This is a genomic window from Chryseobacterium gallinarum (genome assembly GCF_001021975.1).
GTDB lineage: Bacteria > Bacteroidota > Bacteroidia > Flavobacteriales > Weeksellaceae > Chryseobacterium > Chryseobacterium gallinarum.
On the sequence record NZ_CP009928.1, the window covers coordinates 3,275,651 to 3,292,323 of the forward strand.

The 16,673-nt window shown below is 38.0% G+C and carries 18 protein-coding genes; 13 read left to right on the plus strand and 5 right to left on the minus strand.

What is annotated here, in order from left to right:
• Positions 1–12: 12 nt before the first annotated feature.
• The 3 genes from OK18_RS14625 (at position 13) to OK18_RS14635 (ending at position 1,808) form a co-directional block, all read left to right on the plus strand.
• Complete coding sequence (locus OK18_RS14625) at positions 13–420, plus strand: RrF2 family transcriptional regulator (protein ID WP_050022643.1); 408 nt, start codon at positions 13–15, stop codon at positions 418–420.
• A gap of 121 nt (positions 421–541) precedes the next feature.
• A complete protein-coding gene (locus tag OK18_RS14630; RefSeq protein WP_050022644.1) occupies positions 542–1,429 on the plus strand; it encodes a sulfite exporter TauE/SafE family protein in 888 nt (295 codons plus the stop codon).
• An 88-nt stretch (positions 1,430–1,517) separates the two neighbouring features.
• On the plus strand, positions 1,518–1,808 hold the full coding sequence (locus tag OK18_RS14635) for a putative quinol monooxygenase (RefSeq protein ID WP_053328463.1): 291 nt from the start codon (positions 1,518–1,520) through the stop codon (positions 1,806–1,808).
• 77 nt (positions 1,809–1,885) lie between these two features.
• Here the strand turns inward: OK18_RS14635 and OK18_RS14640 are convergent, their stop codons facing one another.
• Both OK18_RS14640 and OK18_RS14645 read right to left on the minus strand, forming a co-directional pair.
• A complete protein-coding gene (locus tag OK18_RS14640; protein WP_053328464.1) occupies positions 1,886–3,184 on the minus strand; it encodes a T9SS type A sorting domain-containing protein in 1,299 nt (432 codons plus the stop codon).
• A 352-nt stretch (positions 3,185–3,536) separates the two neighbouring features.
• On the minus strand, positions 3,537–4,349 hold the full coding sequence (locus OK18_RS14645) for a T9SS-dependent choice-of-anchor J family protein (RefSeq protein ID WP_053328465.1): 813 nt from the start codon (positions 4,347–4,349) through the stop codon (positions 3,537–3,539).
• A gap of 96 nt (positions 4,350–4,445) precedes the next feature.
• On the opposite strand from OK18_RS14645, the gene OK18_RS14650 reads away from it, so the two are divergent.
• From OK18_RS14650 to OK18_RS14690, 9 genes are all read left to right on the plus strand, one after another.
• Positions 4,446–6,554 carry a TonB-dependent receptor plug domain-containing protein gene (locus OK18_RS14650; RefSeq protein WP_053328466.1) on the plus strand — a complete coding sequence of 703 codons (2,109 nt, stop codon included), beginning with the start codon at positions 4,446–4,448 and terminating at the stop codon, positions 6,552–6,554.
• A 14-nt stretch (positions 6,555–6,568) separates the two neighbouring features.
• Positions 6,569–7,693 (plus strand): HmuY family protein, encoded by a 1,125-nt coding sequence (locus OK18_RS14655; protein WP_053328467.1) that lies wholly within the window; start codon positions 6,569–6,571, stop codon positions 7,691–7,693.
• An 84-nt stretch (positions 7,694–7,777) separates the two neighbouring features.
• Positions 7,778–8,656: a heme/hemin ABC transporter substrate-binding protein gene (locus tag OK18_RS14660; protein WP_053328468.1), complete on the plus strand. Its 879-nt coding sequence runs from the start codon at positions 7,778–7,780 to the stop codon at positions 8,654–8,656.
• Complete coding sequence (locus tag OK18_RS14665) at positions 8,640–9,680, plus strand: FecCD family ABC transporter permease (RefSeq protein WP_082129200.1); 1,041 nt, start codon at positions 8,640–8,642, stop codon at positions 9,678–9,680. The genes OK18_RS14660 and OK18_RS14665 overlap by 17 nt, the downstream gene beginning before the upstream one ends.
• Positions 9,680–10,453, plus strand: a complete 774-nt coding sequence (locus OK18_RS14670) for a heme ABC transporter ATP-binding protein (protein ID WP_053328470.1) — start codon at positions 9,680–9,682, stop codon at positions 10,451–10,453. Before OK18_RS14665 ends, OK18_RS14670 begins: the two co-directional genes overlap by 1 nt.
• 2 nt (positions 10,454–10,455) lie before the next feature.
• Positions 10,456–11,106, plus strand: a complete 651-nt coding sequence (locus OK18_RS14675) for a class I SAM-dependent methyltransferase (protein WP_053328471.1) — start codon at positions 10,456–10,458, stop codon at positions 11,104–11,106.
• A gap of 3 nt (positions 11,107–11,109) precedes the next feature.
• Positions 11,110–12,138 (plus strand): hemin-degrading factor, encoded by a 1,029-nt coding sequence (locus OK18_RS14680; RefSeq protein ID WP_053328472.1) that lies wholly within the window; start codon positions 11,110–11,112, stop codon positions 12,136–12,138.
• A 142-nt stretch (positions 12,139–12,280) separates the two neighbouring features.
• Positions 12,281–13,153, plus strand: a complete 873-nt coding sequence (locus tag OK18_RS14685) for a ChaN family lipoprotein (protein WP_053328473.1) — start codon at positions 12,281–12,283, stop codon at positions 13,151–13,153.
• Between the two features lie 228 nt (positions 13,154–13,381).
• Complete coding sequence (locus tag OK18_RS14690; RefSeq protein WP_053328474.1) at positions 13,382–14,011, plus strand: peptide deformylase; 630 nt, start codon at positions 13,382–13,384, stop codon at positions 14,009–14,011.
• A gap of 104 nt (positions 14,012–14,115) precedes the next feature.
• Here OK18_RS14690 and OK18_RS14695 read toward each other — a convergent pair whose 3' ends face one another.
• The 3 genes from OK18_RS14695 to OK18_RS14705 are packed head-to-tail and all read right to left on the minus strand — an operon-like array spanning position 14,116 to position 15,640.
• Positions 14,116–14,541, minus strand: a complete 426-nt coding sequence (locus OK18_RS14695) for an organic hydroperoxide resistance protein (protein WP_050022652.1) — start codon at positions 14,539–14,541, stop codon at positions 14,116–14,118.
• Positions 14,542–14,976, minus strand: a complete 435-nt coding sequence (locus tag OK18_RS14700; protein ID WP_050022653.1) for a MarR family winged helix-turn-helix transcriptional regulator — start codon at positions 14,974–14,976, stop codon at positions 14,542–14,544.
• 31 nt (positions 14,977–15,007) lie between these two features.
• Entirely contained in the window at positions 15,008–15,640 is a 633-nt protein-coding gene (locus tag OK18_RS14705; protein ID WP_050022654.1) for an NAD(P)H-dependent oxidoreductase, read from the minus strand.
• A 269-nt stretch (positions 15,641–15,909) separates the two neighbouring features.
• Between OK18_RS14705 and OK18_RS14710 the strand changes: the two genes are divergently transcribed.
• Positions 15,910–16,662: an SDR family oxidoreductase gene (locus OK18_RS14710; protein WP_053328475.1), complete on the plus strand. Its 753-nt coding sequence runs from the start codon at positions 15,910–15,912 to the stop codon at positions 16,660–16,662.
• The last annotated feature ends 11 nt before the right edge of the window (positions 16,663–16,673 follow it).

A 16,673-nucleotide genomic window follows, 5' to 3' on the forward strand; every position in this document is an offset into this window, starting at 1 on the left:
ATTTTTGCTGTAATGCTTTCGAAAAAATCTCAATATGCGTTTAAGGCACTTTCATATCTTGTAGAAAAAAGAAATGACGGTCCGATTCTTATTTCCGAAATTGCGGAACATAAAAAGATTCCTTTAAAGTTTTTGGAAAATATCCTGCTTGAATTGAAAAAAGCGGACATCCTTGATAGTAAAAAAGGAAAAGGAGGGGGGTATTTCTTCAGGGAAAATCCTGAAAACGTTAAACTGGCAAAAATTATCCGTCTTGTTAACGGGCCTATTGCCATGCTACCTTGTGTAAGTCTGAATTTTTATGAAAAATGTGAAGACTGTAATGAAGAGCATTGCGGGCTCCACGATGTCCTCATCGAAGTCAGGGATGCCTCACTGAATATTCTGGAGAAAAAAACTTTAATGGATCTGGTTGATTAACCCGGTCCTTTTTTTGAATTATTAGTCTATCTGTTTTGTAGGATAATTATTTTATCAGATATTTGCATGGTCCAATGATATTGTTGTCAAATGGAACCGCAAACACTGAAGTAACAATAATATGGTAATTTCAAGAAAAATCCAGATCAGACTTAATATCCTTTTCATAACCCTTGCCTTGTTATCTATTACAGGTTTTTCCATGTATGAACTAGGGTATATGGATGAACTTTTAACAGTACTGGCAAAAGATCATTACATTTTTTACTGGATGCTTCTGGTGGGCATTTTCGCTGAAATTGTAGCCGGATCTATGGGAATGGGTTATGGAGTAATTTGTACCACAACGTTGATGTTTCTGAATATCCCTCCCCATATTGTAAGTGCAAGTATTCATTCAGCAGAAAGTTTTACCACTGCAGCCGGTAGTATAAGCCATGTAAAACTCAGAAATGTAAGCAAAAGCCTGGTAAAAAAACTGACTGTTCCTGCTGTTATTGGGGCGATTATCGGAGCTGTTTGCCTCACTTACCTCGGAGAATATTATGCTAAAATTACAAAAATCCTTATTGCATTTTATACTTTGTATTTAGGTTTCCGGATCCTGTCCAATGCTTTCAAAGAAAAACAGAACAAAGCCCTTAAAAGAAAAACCAATCTGACAGGCCTTGGACTTATCGGAGGTTTTATAGATTCATTTGCAGGAGGAGGATGGGGACCTTTAGTAACCGGAACATTGATTAAAAATGCATTTACTCCAAGGTTTGCGGTGGGAAGCTCTACCGTAGCCAAATGTATTCTCACCATTACGGCAGCGGTTACCTTTTTCTTTACCCTGGGGATTCAGCACTGGAATATTATCCTCGGACTTTTGATCGGAGGAATCATAACAGCTCCATTTTCTGCAATGCTTACAGCAAAGCTTCCTGTAAAAAAGATGTTTTTAGTGATCGGAATACTGGTGATCATAATGAGTTCTATAACTATTTATAAATCAGTGCTAAGCTGAAAATATAACCCGATGTGGAAAAATAAAGGCTTCAAAAATATATTTGGTTTTGAAAATATTTTACTTTTACATCACTAAATATTGAAACATGAACTTACATATCATTGCACTTTTTAAGTTTAATGAAAATTACCTGATGGAAGCAGTAGAGCTGTTTCAGAATCTTGTAAAGGAAACCAGAAAAGAAGAAGGCTGCCTTCAGTATGACCTTATTGAAGACAAAGACAATAAAGGAACTTTCTTCCTGATTGAATTATGGGAAAGTGTTGAACATCATAACAGGCACAATGGTCAGGACCATCTGCTGGATTTCCGCAGGGATGCTTCCAAGATGATGGAAAGCACAACAGAAGTTTACAAAGGATTTAAAATATATTAAATGTCCCATGTCAAAAGGCGGTTTCAACATTCTGAAACCGCCTTTTTATTAGAAAAAATAGAAAGTATTAAATAAAATTATTTCACGATGAGTTTTTTCGTTTCAGTAGTTCCTCCATAGGTAATCTTTACAAGATAATTTCCGGAAGCAAGGTGAGATAAATTTAAGTCCTGTCTGTAGAAGCCTGCCTGATTAGCAAGATCCGCAGAATAGACTGTTTTTCCTGTAAGGTCATAAACCTCAACTTTTCCTTTATTGCTGGCTTTCTCTTTAATATCAAACAAAACTGTAACTTTTTTATCGGCGGTTGCAGGATTGGGATAAATTCCAAAAGAAGCTTTTTTATCCACTTCTTTGATTCCTAAAGTCTGGGTGATGTTTTTATATTTAAAATACATGTCTCCGGTGGTAGCTCCCCCGTTGGTAATAAAATACATTCTATAGTAATCATTTCCTTTTTTGATGTAATACACTACATCACTTTTCACTGTGCCGATTCCTTTCCATGAATGTCCTACCGTTGTAATATTGGAAGAGAAGTTGGTGCTGGCAGGTATTGAATAGGCTGAAGTGGCCTGAATTTCCGGTTGTACCATGGCTACCTTTACATTAGGGTTTTGAATAGCTCCGGAAAGAGGGTACATCATGATGTTATTATAGAAGGTATAGTATTTGGTAAACATAAGGTCCCAGGCACTCCTGGACGGCTCCATATTGGGAACTTTTGCTCCTGTGGAGAAAGAAAAGTAGTTGAAAAAAGAATCATCACTTCCGTTGGTAATTGTTCTGGTTTCAGTAGGTCCCCAGGCATTTCCATTCCATTTGGAATATCTGAAAGTATACCCGGCAAATGCTTCATCGATGGCAAACTTTACGTAAGATCCTGTTTTGGTGTATTTTAGAACAAAAATAACCCTTCCTTCAATGCGATGCGTTGAAAAATTATACTCTCCCCAGCCCGTTGGAGAGTAGTTGGGAGACGATGGGGTAGTAATTGGTCCCTGCTCAAATGCTCCCTGGCTTAGATCAGTAGTCTGATCCGGATTGTAAAGGGGAGCTCCCCACGAACCTATATTGTTAATATCGATATTATCCCAGTCGTTCATGTTAGTAGAAGCGGCATATACTTCGATTTCAAGGGCATCATTCACTCTTGAGCCAAAACCGAAATTAGAATTCCTGTAAAAGGCAATATCCCAGGTATTGGCTGGTTGTGAAACCATGTTCCCATCAGTCAGGTTGACAAATACACGGTTCTGGTAATTGTTGCCCATAGACATATTCAGCTGGGTATATCCTAATGCATCCGTCTGTGCAAAAACCGTCTGCTGAACAGATAAAGCCAATACAGATGCCAATAATAGTTTTGTTTTCATAATTATCATTTATATTATTTAGAACTATTCTACAAAATTATATAATTATTTTTAATAAGTCTAAATAAAAATATGATTTTTGTCGTGTTTACATTGCTAGCAAAAATTAAGAACAGGATAACAAAAAAGCTTTAAAGACTCTAGCATTATGTTTAAGAAGAGCACATAAGTTTAAAAATCATAGATTTCTGTAATCAGGACGGAGATCAAAAATTATCCGTAAACATTTGTGTCTATCTTTGTTATCTGTGGTTACAATTAAAACCACAAAAGACACAAAAGCTTTTCTACAAATCTAAAAAACCGGCAATAGTCCTGCCGGTTTTACAGTAAAATAAATACTCTGATACTTTTATTTTTTTACGAATTTGGACGAAATGGTTTTTCCTTCTGCTGTTTCAAAATTCAAAAAATAAACTCCTGATGGTAGGGAGCTGATACCAAATTGACGTCCGATTAATTTACCCTCAGATACTTTCTCTCCTACAGCAGAATAGATCCTGATATTTTTCGGAGCTGTTTTAAAAATAAATTCCAATGCGGTCTGATCTGCATTTACTGCAAACCTGATTTCTCCTGCAGATGGATGGTTATCTCTTACACTTAATGAAGAAGAAGTATCATATACTACATCATCGATCTGAACTGCTACATGCTGGCTGCTTGGGGTAAATTTGAATACAAGATATGACCCGGTTACAGCCGGAATAGGAATGCTCTCATTTTGGATGGTTCCGATAGTGGTTACATTAATAGGAGTTCCAACGGGAACGAAAGTAGACATATCTGAAGGATTGCTGGCCACTCCGACCTGAATGGTTCCGGGACCCGGCGAAGGACTCACTAAAGTTGTTTTAAAAGAAAGTGTTTTAGTTCCGGACGGACTCTGGATCTGAGGAGAAATCAAATACGATGAATCCGTGGCGTTGGTTCCCGAATAAGACTGAACAGCTTTATCAGAACCGGTTGTTACAATCATTCTCGGCGGAACCGGAAATGGTGCTGTCCCTGTTACCATAGGAGCAACTACCGCAGACCAGCCCGATTGAGGGAAAGTGGAGTTTCCTGAAGTAAAATTGTCAAAATTTTCATTGATGCTTGAAACCTGGGCCTTCACTGTAAATGCTGAAAACATTAATGTTCCTAAAAGTAATTGTAATTTCATAACGTTATTTTTATTTAGAATTATTACACAAAAATATATATTTATTTTTAATGATTCTAAATAAAAGTTTTATATTTGTCGGAAATTTGTACCCTTATGAAGAAGAAAGTGCTTTCCATTCTGTCATTATCCATAGCTTTTTGGATAAATGCACAAGAAAAGGATTCTCTTAATCAAAAGAAAATTGAAGAAGTTGTCATTACGGGCCAGTATGTACAGAAGTCAATTAATAAATCCATCTATAAAGTGGAAGTTATTGATGAACAGCAGATTAAAAATATGGCAGCTACCAATGCTGCTGACGTTCTTAATCAGACTTTAAATATACAGATCACGCCTGATACCAACTCAGGAAATTCTACTGCAAATATCATGGGACTTGGTGGCGACTATGTAAAAATCCTGATCGATAATATTCCTGTTGTAGGAGATACGGGGTTGGGAAGCAATATAGATCTTACCAAAATCAGTTTGAGCAATATTGAACGTATTGAAATCGTAAAAGGAAGTATGGGCGTGGAATATGGAAATGGAGCCCTGGCAGGAGTTATCAATATTATCACTAAAAAGAACAGCAACAAGAAATTAAGCATCAGGGCTGCTCTGCAGGAAGAAACAGTAAGGGATGGCTATGACCTGAAAAAAAGAGGAAAGGGAAGGCATATTCAGAATCTGAATGCAGGATATAATCTGAATGACCACTGGTTTGCCAATATCAGTTTTAACCATAATCAGTTTATGGGATACGAAGGCAATAAAAAAGGATATAAACATTTCGGGGATGAAAAGAAGCCGATGAGAGGCTATGAATGGAATCCCAAGGACCAATATGAAATCAATGCTTTGGTCAGATATGCTAAAAATAAGACTTCATTTTTTTATAAGATATCTTATTTAAACGAAAAATTTAATTTTTATAATCCTGTTTCTACCCCGGAATCTCTTAATGACGGAAATGGAGGAACTACATATTGGGCTACAGATAGAGAATATAATACAGGCCGGTGGATCCATCAGTTCAATATTCAAACTAACTTCGGGCATATCCGGTATATGGGAGATTTTTCGTACCAGAAGCAGGACAGAAAATATTTTGATTATATCTATGATGTTCCTAGCCGGGCTACAGTCAGTGAAAAACCTGAAAATTCTTATTATAAAACGGATGTGATCTACTCCAGAGGGATGTTCAGCAACTTTTTAAACAGTAAAAAGTTTGATTTCCAGCTGGGTTATGAATTAGACCATACCAATGGATATGCATCACTTATTGCCGGAAATTTCTTTGAAGATAGTGCCCGGAGAAAGATTTTTACCTATGGTACCTTCCTGTCTGCCGAATGGAATATTTCAGATAGGTTTTCAGTAAGGCCTGGTGCCAGATTATCAGTGAGTGAGAACTTTGATAATCAGTTCAACTATTCATTCTCCACCAGATGGAAAACCTCGGGAAATTCTAATCTCAGAGGAGTATTTGGAACCGCAAACCGATATCCCACCTATGACGAGTTGTACACCTATTTTGTTAATCTGAATCATGATATTCAGGGTAATGCGGATCTGAAGCCGGAAAATGGCTATTCGCTTGGACTTTTCTGGGATCAGGGATTTTCTTTGGGAGACGGATGGAAGCTGAATTATAATCTGGAAGCACTTTACGTTGATCTGAAAGATAAAATAGAATTGGTAATGGTAAAAAAACCTTCTACTTACAAGTATCTGAATATGGATACCTACAGAAGCCTTTTATTTGCAGCCAATGCCAATCTCGTTAAAGACCAGTTCTCTTTGGGAGTAAGGACTTCCCTCAATGGAATTTCTGTTTCAAGATATGATATGGATATTGCTTCACCTACCGATTTCCAATATAATTTCCAGGCAGGTGCCAATGTTTCCTATAAGCTGAAAAACATACATACCACTTTCAATCTTTATTATAAATATACAGGTCCCGCAAGATTATATGTCCTGGAGAACGAAGCTTTCAGGATCGGAAAGACAGATGGTTTCCATATGATGGATTTTATTGTAAGCCAACCGTTCTGGAAGGATCGCCTGGAACTTTCCGCAGGAGTTAAGAATATTTTTGACGTTACTTCAGTCAACAGTACAACGAATGGGGGAAATGCCCATACAGCCGGATCAGACCGTCTCAATTTATATTATGGCAGAAGCTATTTCGCAAGATTAATGTACCAATTCTAAAAGTAAAATATATCATGAAGTATTTAAACATATTTTCATTTCTATTAATAATCACGGCAACACAGTCTTGTCTTTCAGCAGATGAAGACCCTGTTGCAGTACCGCCAATTACAGGATCTATTGTTGACCCCGAGGTTAACGGTGCAAGACAGCCAAACCAGGTCTGGATTGACTTAAGCGATATGAACCCTGAAACCAAAAAACTCAATCAAACCGTTAATTTGCGGACGGATTGGGACCTCGGGTTTTACTCCGGGGATGAATACCGTGTTATCCTTAACAGCTCAGTAGCAATGGCGGTCGCAAAGATTCCGAATGCTACCGATATTAACAAGGTAAAGGAAGCCGATGTCAAAAACCTTATGAATACAGTACAGGTAGGACCTTTCGGACAAGCTGTATTGCAATATATTGATAATCCTGACGGAAATTTTCTGACCCAGACCACAGGAATTGCACCGGTAAAAGATAATGATGCCGAAAACCCTGTTTACTTACTGAATTTGGGAAGAAAGCTCGATACAGGCTCAAATATTCCTCCGGGTTCTGTTTCTTTGTCAGGAGACTCAAGAGGATGGAAAAAAATTCAGATTGTAAGGGCTCCGGGTGGGTATAAAATCAGATATGCAGATATAGATGCAACAGAGTATAAAGAATATATCATTACCAAAGATCCGGACTATACTTTTAGCTTCTTTAGTTTTACATCTGGGACAACTGTTAAAATTCAGCCTGAAAAAAAGAAATGGGATTTGGGGTTCACCACTTTTACCAATGAAGTATTTATGGGAACAGCCAGTGCTGGAAGCTACTTTTATGCTGATTTTGTAATCACTAATACCGCAGCAGGAGTAAGTGCTTATCAGGTGAATGTGACAGGCAGCCTGGACCAGGCTTATAAAGCTTTTAAACGAAGTGATGTAGATGCCGGCAAATTCATTTCCAATGATCAAAGGGCAATTGGAGATAAGTGGAGAACGACCACCGGAACTGCTGAAATACAAGGTGCATTTGTGTATACGGACCGTTTTTTTGTGATAAAAGATGCAGCAGGATTCTATTTTAAACTAAGGTTTAATAAAATGAAGAATGTGGATGGTGAACGTGGATATCCCAACTTTGTGTTTGATCCCTTATAAATTATGAAATCACCCGTAACAAGTTTTTCTGTTTAAATAATGCAGAACAATAAACGGTAATTGACTAACTATAAAAATCTATCTATGAAAAAATTTATCCTGGCAGCTTCTGTTCTTGTAGCAGTATATTCCTGCAAAAAAACAGAAAGCGCAACAAAAGAAAATACAACGGAAACTACTTCAGAAACTCCGAAAAGCAATAATAAAATCGTTACATTAAGCGGGGGGATTACGGAAATTGTAAGTGCTTTAGGGCACGAAAAAGAAATTGTGGGAACAGATGTTACCAGTACATATCCTGCATCATTAAAGACTACCGCCAAGGATTTGGGCCATGTAAGGTCGATGACTATTGAGCCGATTATGGCGGTCAACCCTACTTTGATTCTGGCTTCCGATAAAGATATCAACCCGGAACTATTGGGAAAAATCAAATCTTCAGGGATTAAAGCTGAAGTTTTTCATCAGGAATATACAGTGGAAGGAACTAAAAAACTTATTGCTGATGTGGCAAAAGCAATAGGAAATACAGAGTATCAGAAGCTTACCGATAAGATTGACGCAGATTTGAAGCAGGTACAGCCCTTGTCCAAAAAACCAAAAGTATTGTTCATTTATGCAAGAGGAAATATGCTGATGGTGGCAGGTAAAAATACTCCAATGGCCTCCTTGATCAATCTTGCAGGAGGGGAAAATGCAGTGAATGATTTTGAAGATTTCAAGCCATTAACTCCGGAAGCGGTTATAAAAGCTAATCCTGATGTATTGTTCTTCTTCGAAACAGGATTACAGGGAGCAGGAGGAAATGAAGGAGCTCTTAAAATGCCTGGGGTTTCCCAGACGAATGCCGGTAAAAATAAAAAGATCATCGCAATGGATGGAGGTTTGGTTTCAGGATTCGGGCCGAGAGTAGGAGAAGCAGCAGTAGGATTAAACAAATTATTAGTTGAAAGCACAAAGTAAATTATACTTTTACATGATCATCAGTACCATATTGCTCGCTATCATAGCAGTATGGTCTGTTGACACCGGGGTTTATGATTTTGGTGGTCAATCTGCATTTGAAGTTTTAGGAAAAGTTATAAAAGGAGATCCTGATTTATCATTGAGTGATCGATATGTGGTTTGGGATGTACGTGCGGCCAGGATTATAATGGCTATGCTGATTGGAAGTATGCTGGCGGTTTCCGGGACGAGCCTGCAGGGGCTTTTCAAGAATCCTTTGGCAACGGGCGATTTAATAGGGCTTACATCGGGAGCAACATTGCTGGCAGCCATTGCGATTGTTTTAGGAGGGCATTTCAAAGAATATCTTCCTGAAGCGATACAATTTTCACTGGTAGGAATCTCGGCTTTCATAGGATCTTTGTTATCAATGATGCTGGTTTATAGAATTTCAACAAGTGGCGGAAAAACCAATGTGGTAATGATGTTGTTAACCGGAGTAGCTATTACGGCAATCGGATTTTCTATTACAGGATTTCTGATTTATATTTCGAAAGATGAGCAGCTTAGGGATTTGACATTCTGGAATTTAGGGAGTCTTGCTGCCGCGACATGGACAAAAAACATTATTTTAGCTATAGTCTTGGTTGTTGCTTATATTATTTTGTTGCCAAAAGGAAAAGCATTGAATGCGATGATGTTAGGTGAAAAAGATGCGCAGCATTTGGGCATTAATGTAGAAAAACTGAAAAAACAGATTATTATCATCGTAGCATTGATGGTGGGAAGCTGTGTTGCATTTTCAGGAACAATTGGTTTTGTAGGCCTTATTGTACCCTATATTTTAAGGCTGTTATTCAAATCCAATTATGTTTTTATACTGCCTTTATCAGCGGTATGCGGAAGCATTTTATTGTTGACTGCAGATACCTTCAGCAGAAGCATGGTTGCCCCTTCGGAATTACCGATCGGGATCCTGACAGCTTTGATGGGAGGGCCTATTTTTATAGCGATTCTGGTTAAATTTAAAAAATCATTGTAATGATCAAGGCACATCAGATTAATTATAAACATAAAGAATTCCATATCCTGGAGGGCATAGATGTTTCTTTGGGATATGGAGAATTCCTCGCTATTGTAGGACCTAACGGAGCAGGAAAATCAAGTCTTCTGAGTATTTTGGCAGATGAAGTAAGATCCGGAAAACAAAAGGTTGTGTTTAAAGACAAACCAATCCGGAACTGGAATGTAAAAGAGCTTTCCATGCATAAGGCAAAATTTTCACAGCACAACAGTAATGATATCCCTCTTGATGTAAAAGATGTGGTCATGATGGGGAGATATCCCTATTTTGATGCTCAGCCCGGTCAGGAAGACTTTGAAGCAATGAACAGTATGATGTATGAAACGGATATTTTTCATCTGAAGGAAAGAGAATATAATACTTTATCAGGAGGGGAAAAACAACGGGTGCACCTCTCCAGGGTAATGGCACAATTGCAGAACGGAATTGCCCATAAGCTGGTATTTCTGGATGAACCCTTGAATAATCTGGATATCAAACATCAATATAAAGCGCTTGAGATCATCAAAAACTTTACTAAAAAAGCAAACAGTGCCATCGTTGTACTGCATGACCTGAATCTTGCCGCGCAATTTGCCGATAAAATCTTATTGATGAAATCGGGGAAAGTTTCCGCTTATGGAACCCCGCAGGAAGTTTTTACAGCAGACAATATCAGCCAGGCTTATAATTTTCCCTGCACGATCTGCGAACACCCTATTACTCATAACCCAATGATCATTTTTGGATAACCATGGAAAAAGAAGAATTAAAAAACCTCGCGAAGCATCTCGCCAATCCTCAGGGAGATAAAGGAATAGAGATCGGAGAAATGATGAATGCCACGAACATCAGCATGACGTTAGAAAGCGCCAGAATGCTTCTCATAGAAGACCATGACAGGATTCTTGAAATCGGACACGGAAATGCAGGACACCTGAAAAATATTTTGTCCCTTGCTAAAGATTTACATTATACAGGAGTCGATATCTCCGAAACTATGTACAATGAAGCCAGAAAATTAAACAAGGAATTTGAGGCACAGGCACAATTTGTATTGTATGGTGGGGAAAAGCTCCCTTTTGAAGACCAAAGTTTTGATAAAATTTTTACCGTCAATACCGTTTATTTCTGGAAAAATCCCGTAGAATTTCTCAATGAGATCTGGAGGGTTTTAAAGGATAACGGAACTTTTGTTCTCACATTCGGACAAAAAAAGTTCATGGAAAAACTACCGTTTACAGAGTACAATTTTACCTTGTACAGCAATAGCGAAATGGAACAGCTGGTTTCAAAAAGTTCTTTTAAAAGAATGAAAATTTCTGAAAAAGAAGAAGAAATCAAAAGCAAAACAGGAGACGAAACCATACAAAGAATATATACAGTTTTAACCATAAAAAAATAAATAATGAGCACATTAATTAATGATTTAAAGGAAAAATGGGAGGCTCTGAAAGCAGACAATCCACATGTAAGAATAAGAAATGCGGCTGCCCAATTGGGAGTAAATGAAGCCGAATTATTAGTTACAGGAGTAGGAGAAGGGGTCACTGTGCTACAACCGGACTTTTCTGCCATTCTTACTGAAGTGGAAAAATTGGGAAAAGTAATGGCACTTACCCGTAATGATGAATGTGTTCATGAAAGAAAAGGAATATATCAGAACGGTGATTTCAGCAGCCCCCACGCCCAGCTTTTTGTAGGTGAAGATATTGACCTTAGGATTTTCCTGAACCACTGGAAGTTTGCTTTTGCTGTAGTGGAAGGAGATAAGAAAAGCTTACAGTTTTTTGGAAAAGACGGATTAGCACTGCATAAAATTTATCTAACTAAAGACAGTAATGAAGAAGCTTTTGACGCCATTGTGGAAAAATTCAGGGCAGAAGACCAGGATCAGACTTTTACATTTGAAAATGTAGCTCCGAAACAGGCAGAAAAGCCGGACACTGAAATTGATAGAGAAGGATTCAAAAAAGCATGGACAGAACTAAAAGATACCCATGATTTTTTTATGATGACCAGAAAATTCGGAGTAAGCAGAACCCAGGCATTAAGATTGGCTCCCGAAGGTTTTGCTCAAAAAATTGATAATGCCAAAGTGGTAAATGTTCTTGAAGATGCTTCTGAAAAAAATACCCCCATCATGGTATTTGTAGGAAACAGAGGAATTATCCAGATCCATACCGGGAATGTAAAGAAAACCCTTTGGCACCAGCAATGGTTCAATGTGATGGATCCAGATTTCAACTTACACCTGGATGTTACAAAGATTGCAGAAGCATGGATTGTGAAAAAGCCGACAGAAGACGGAGAAGTAACAGCTATTGAAGTATTCAACAAAGAAGGAGATTTCATCGTCCAGTTCTTCGGAAAAAGAAAACCCGGGATTCCGGAACTGCAGGAGTGGAAAGACCTTGTTGCAGCATTAGAAAAATAATAATTAGATGATTTGAATAGGCCGTTTTGTTTTGCAAGATTCAAAGCGGTCTTTTTTATGCTAAAAGTAGAAAAGCAAATTTGCTCATCGTTAAGAATATAGGTAATTTGTAATGAGAATAAAAGAACAAATACATACTAACATGAAGAATATTTTCATAATGGTTTTACTTGCCGGGCTCTGTTCTTTGAAAGGTCAGGATTTCAAAGCTTACCAGTTTTATGATAAAAAAGGGAAAGAAATAACAACAGAAAAATTAGTCAGAGAACTTGCCGGATATGATGTCGTTTTTTTTGGAGAAAACCATAACAGCTCTATCAATCACTGGCTTCAGCTGAAAATTACGGAAGCTTTATATGAAAAGAAAAAGGGACAGCTTATACTGGGAGCGGAAATGTTTGAAAGGGATAACCAGGCTCAGCTTGATCAATACCTGAGCGGAAAATTTGATGCCAAGACCCTGAAAGATTCTGCACGCCTCTGGAATAATTATGCAACAGATTATAAACCACTGGTAGATTTTGCTAAAAATAAAAAACTGAATTTTATTGCGACCAATATTCCCCGGAAATATGCATCCCAGACAGCAAAAGAAGGACTGCAGTCATTAAATACCCTAAATGAAAAAGAGAAAACTTATATTGCCCGGCTGCCAATCCAAGTAACATTAGATACTCCCGGATATCCGGAAATGAAGGCGATGATGGGAGATCATGCAGAAGGAACAAAAGTGATGAACTTTATTTCGGCACAAGCCATAAAAGACGCCACCATGGCAGAATCTATTCTCAAAAACCGGCAGGAAGGAAAGACTTTTATCCACTATAACGGAAACTACCACAGTAAAGAATTCGGAGGAATCTACTGGTATATCAGGCAGAAAAACCCAACCCTGAAAATGGCGGTAATTTCGGTTTTTGAATCCGAAGACCCGGAACTGAACATACCCGCAAAAGACTATATCCCAACAGACTTTAATCTGATTATTCCAGCTGATATGGCGAAGACTTTCTAGTTTCTGGCGATTTCAATCATTAATACATCAATAACAATTCAAAGGGAACGGGCTTTAGCCCGTTTATTTATGGACAAAACCTCTAATGGGCTTTAGCCAAATCCTGATGGTAGAATGCTACCATTAAATAAAAGCTCAGGAATTAACTTCCGGACAAGGTTTAAACCTGCACTTTGGTTATCCATTTTATTCCTACAATTTTTACCTTTGCAGCAGATTTAAATCAATATGAAAAAAATAGCCATTCTGTTTATCTTTTGGGTCACCTTTTTTAATGCACAAAAGTTGACTTCAGAGGAAGTTTCCCTTATTAATCAAGGGAATACCAGTACAGCGTTACCAATTTACCAGACCACCAATGCTGTTCAACATAAAACATTACTGGGGCTTTCCACAGAAATTGATCCGCAGGATCCCAATACTGCAATTCTGGTAAAAAGAATGAAGGAATCCCTTCTTTCTACTGACGGCGGAGTAGGAATTGCTGCGCCACAGGTGGGCATCAACAGGAAAGTGATTTGGGTACAACGTTTTGATAAAGAAGGGGCACCATTAGAATATTTCATCAATCCGGTGATTGTATGGAAGTCTGACCTGCAGAATCTTGGGCCTGAAGGAGATTTATCCATCCCTGATTTCAGAGACCAGTTTTACAGAAGCAAGGTAATCCAACTGGAATATGCAGATCTGAAAGGACAACGATATTCTGAAATCGTAGAAGGTTTTACCGCAGTGATTTTCCAGCACGAAATTGACCACCTTTTCGGAATCCTGATTTCCGATAAAAAAGAAAAAGAAAAAAACGATTCATATAAAAAAGTAGATGCTTATCAGAAAAGTGACCTGAATAAGAGATAAGCGAATAATACTGCGATAAATCCGCAGCCAGATAAAAATAAAAAGGAGCTGTTTTCAAATGAAAAACAGCTCCTTCCGTTATAACTATGCTTAAAAAAATTGGATTAACCGTTATTGGTTACTGAAAGCTTAACCTCTATATTATTTCTGGTTGCATTGGAATAAGGACAGATTTGGTGCGCCTTTTCCGTTAAAGATTGCGCTTCTTCAAGAGAAACTCCCGGGATATTAACATCCAGTTCTGCTGCCAACCCGAAACCACCGTTTTCAAGCTGGCCTATGCTGACCTGAGCGGTAACCGTTGTTTCACCTGTTTGTATTTTAGATAAACTGATCACTCTGTTCAGGGCACTGTCAAAGCAAGCCGAATATCCTGCTGCAAAGAGCATCTCAGGATTTAGGAAGTCATCATTTGCCCCTCCTAAAGCTTTCGGCATTCTTACCTCAAGATTTAATACTCCGTTTTCACTTTTTACCTGCCCGTTTCTTCCTCCGGTAGCAGTAACTTTTGTTGTATATAACGTTTTCATTTATTTTTCTATTTTGTTTAATATTTTTAAAACTGTTTCTTTAAGCTGCAGCAGTTCTTCAGGCTGTATATCAATTTTTTTCTGAATTTTTCCAGGAATCTCGCATGCCTTTTTACGGAGTTGCCGGCCAGCTTCATTTAAAAATACCTCAACCACCCTTTCGTCTTCTTTTTTTCGCTTTCTGATGATAAGTCCCTTAGACTCCAGTCTTTTGAGGAGAGGCGTTAAAGTTCCACTGTCCAGAAACAGCTTTTCTCCAATATGCGTTACGGTAAGCCCGTCACCTTCCCATAATATCATCATAACAAGATACTGCGGATAAGTGATGTCAAGCTCATCAAGAAAAGGACGGTAAAGCCCTGTGATTTCTTTGGCAATCACGTATAAGGGAAAGCAGATCTGGTTTTCTAATCTTGGGGTATCCGGATTTTCCATAAGTTTAAATACGAAAGTTTCGATGAAGGTATTACTTTTTTATGATAAATTCATCCATTGGTATGCGGACTTTCTTCATAGAAGACAGCCAGTCATTAGCTTCGTCACGGTACCCAAGGTATAAAAGACTCACACTTTTCAGACCTAATTCCTTTAATCCCAATACTTCATCTACCACCTGATTGCTGAATCCCTCTGCCGGGGTGCTGTCGATCTTAAGTTCTGCCGCCTGTGCAAGGGCAATACCTAAGGCAATATAAGTCTGGCGGGCAGTATGCGCAAAATGCTGTTCTGGAGTCTGGGCTCCATAGATTTCTTTGATTTTATCCGTATAACTACCAAAACGCCCTCTCGGAAGATCTCTTACATCCGTATGATAATCATATACTTTATCAATCTTTTCGTTGGAATAACTGTCCCACGCTGCGAATACCAGTACATGAGAAGAATCTCTCATAACTTCAGGATTTAAAGAGCCGGCTACCATTTTTTCTTTCAGTTCCTGATTTTCTACAACAATAATACGGAAAGGCTGTAGTCCCGAAGAAGTAGGAGCCAGTCTTGCCGCTTCCAGGATGGTATTTAAATCTTTTTCAGATACTTTTTTAGTGGGATCGTAAGCTTTTACAGCATGTCTCCAGTTTAGATCTTCTATTAATGACATTTTTCTCTTTTTTAAATTAAACTACTTTTTATTCCTGAAATTTTTATCAGGTTTAAATTAACAATGCAAATATATGACCAATTAAATTGTGTGCAATTTAATTTTGAAAGATTTTATTGATGACTATTATTTATTTTATAAAAGATTAAAACAAGTGAAATAACCCGTAAACCAGATTTTTTATTCATTTATATATTTTCCGCATGATCCGGATTTTTTCGGAACAGGAAGATTTCAATCTTTGCAGTAGAATTTAAACTAAAAAAACAATGCAAAGATTTAAAAACAAAACAGCTTTGATTACAGGAGGAACAAGCGGAATGGGCTTTGCAACTGCCCAAAGGTTTGTAGAAGAAGGAGGCTCTGTAATCATTACGGGAAGAAGTGAAAACACTGTTAACAGTGCTTTGGAAAATCTGGGAAGTCAAGCTTCAGGAATTGTTTCTGATGCAGGAAGCGTCAATGATCTGATGAATTTGCAGGCAGCAGTGAAAAAATATACAGACCGGATTGATCTGCTTTTTGCCAATGCCGGTTATGGAAGATTTGCTTCTGTCACAGATGTTGATGTAAAAGATTTTGATGAGCTTTTTAATATATTGGTGAAAGGGTCATTTTTTACAGTCCAGCAAATACTCCCATTGATGAATAGCGGAAGTTCTGTAATTTTTAACACTTCCGTAGCTACTGATATTGCAATGGCTAATTTTTCAGTATATTCTGCTGCAAAGTCGGCAGTACAGTCTTTTATTAAAACCTTTGCAGTAGAACTTACTGAGCGTAACATTCGTGTAAACGGAGTGAGTCCCGGACATATCAAAACCAATATTTTTAACAATACGGGGCTGAACAGGGAACAAATTGAAGCTGCGGTTCAGGGGATTATTCCTGCCATACCTTTTAAAAGGCTGGGCGATCCGGTGGAAATTGCTGATGTAGTACTGTTTCTTGCGTCAGAAGAGGCTTCCTACATCCATGGTGCCGAAATCAAAGTAGACGCCGGAATCTCTGTGATACGGTAATAGAAGTTTAC

What these genes read in the sequence shown, in the direction of transcription:
- OK18_RS14655 (WP_053328467.1), top strand. Translation starts at nt 6,569, where the DNA reads ATGAAGTATTTAAACATATTTTCATTTCTATTAATAATCACGGCAACA.
- OK18_RS14630 (WP_050022644.1), top strand. Translation starts at nt 542, where the DNA reads ATGGTAATTTCAAGAAAAATCCAGATCAGACTTAATATCCTTTTCATA.
- OK18_RS14690 (WP_053328474.1), top strand. Translation starts at nt 13,382, where the DNA reads ATGAAAAAAATAGCCATTCTGTTTATCTTTTGGGTCACCTTTTTTAAT.
- OK18_RS14635 (WP_053328463.1), top strand. Translation starts at nt 1,518, where the DNA reads ATGAACTTACATATCATTGCACTTTTTAAGTTTAATGAAAATTACCTG.
- OK18_RS14670 (WP_053328470.1), top strand. Translation starts at nt 9,680, where the DNA reads ATGATCAAGGCACATCAGATTAATTATAAACATAAAGAATTCCATATC.
- OK18_RS14685 (WP_053328473.1), top strand. Translation starts at nt 12,281, where the DNA reads ATGAAGAATATTTTCATAATGGTTTTACTTGCCGGGCTCTGTTCTTTG.
- OK18_RS14640 (WP_053328464.1), bottom strand. Translation starts at nt 3,184, where the DNA reads ATGAAAACAAAACTATTATTGGCATCTGTATTGGCTTTATCTGTTCAG.
- OK18_RS14705 (WP_050022654.1), bottom strand. Translation starts at nt 15,640, where the DNA reads ATGTCATTAATAGAAGATCTAAACTGGAGACATGCTGTAAAAGCTTAC.
- OK18_RS14710 (WP_053328475.1), top strand. Translation starts at nt 15,910, where the DNA reads ATGCAAAGATTTAAAAACAAAACAGCTTTGATTACAGGAGGAACAAGC.
- OK18_RS14645 (WP_053328465.1), bottom strand. Translation starts at nt 4,349, where the DNA reads ATGAAATTACAATTACTTTTAGGAACATTAATGTTTTCAGCATTTACA.
- OK18_RS14660 (WP_053328468.1), top strand. Translation starts at nt 7,778, where the DNA reads ATGAAAAAATTTATCCTGGCAGCTTCTGTTCTTGTAGCAGTATATTCC.
- OK18_RS14700 (WP_050022653.1), bottom strand. Translation starts at nt 14,976, where the DNA reads ATGGAAAATCCGGATACCCCAAGATTAGAAAACCAGATCTGCTTTCCC.
- OK18_RS14695 (WP_050022652.1), bottom strand. Translation starts at nt 14,541, where the DNA reads ATGAAAACGTTATATACAACAAAAGTTACTGCTACCGGAGGAAGAAAC.
- OK18_RS14675 (WP_053328471.1), top strand. Translation starts at nt 10,456, where the DNA reads ATGGAAAAAGAAGAATTAAAAAACCTCGCGAAGCATCTCGCCAATCCT.
- OK18_RS14625 (WP_050022643.1), top strand. Translation starts at nt 13, where the DNA reads ATGCTTTCGAAAAAATCTCAATATGCGTTTAAGGCACTTTCATATCTT.
- OK18_RS14680 (WP_053328472.1), top strand. Translation starts at nt 11,110, where the DNA reads ATGAGCACATTAATTAATGATTTAAAGGAAAAATGGGAGGCTCTGAAA.
- OK18_RS14650 (WP_053328466.1), top strand. Translation starts at nt 4,446, where the DNA reads ATGAAGAAGAAAGTGCTTTCCATTCTGTCATTATCCATAGCTTTTTGG.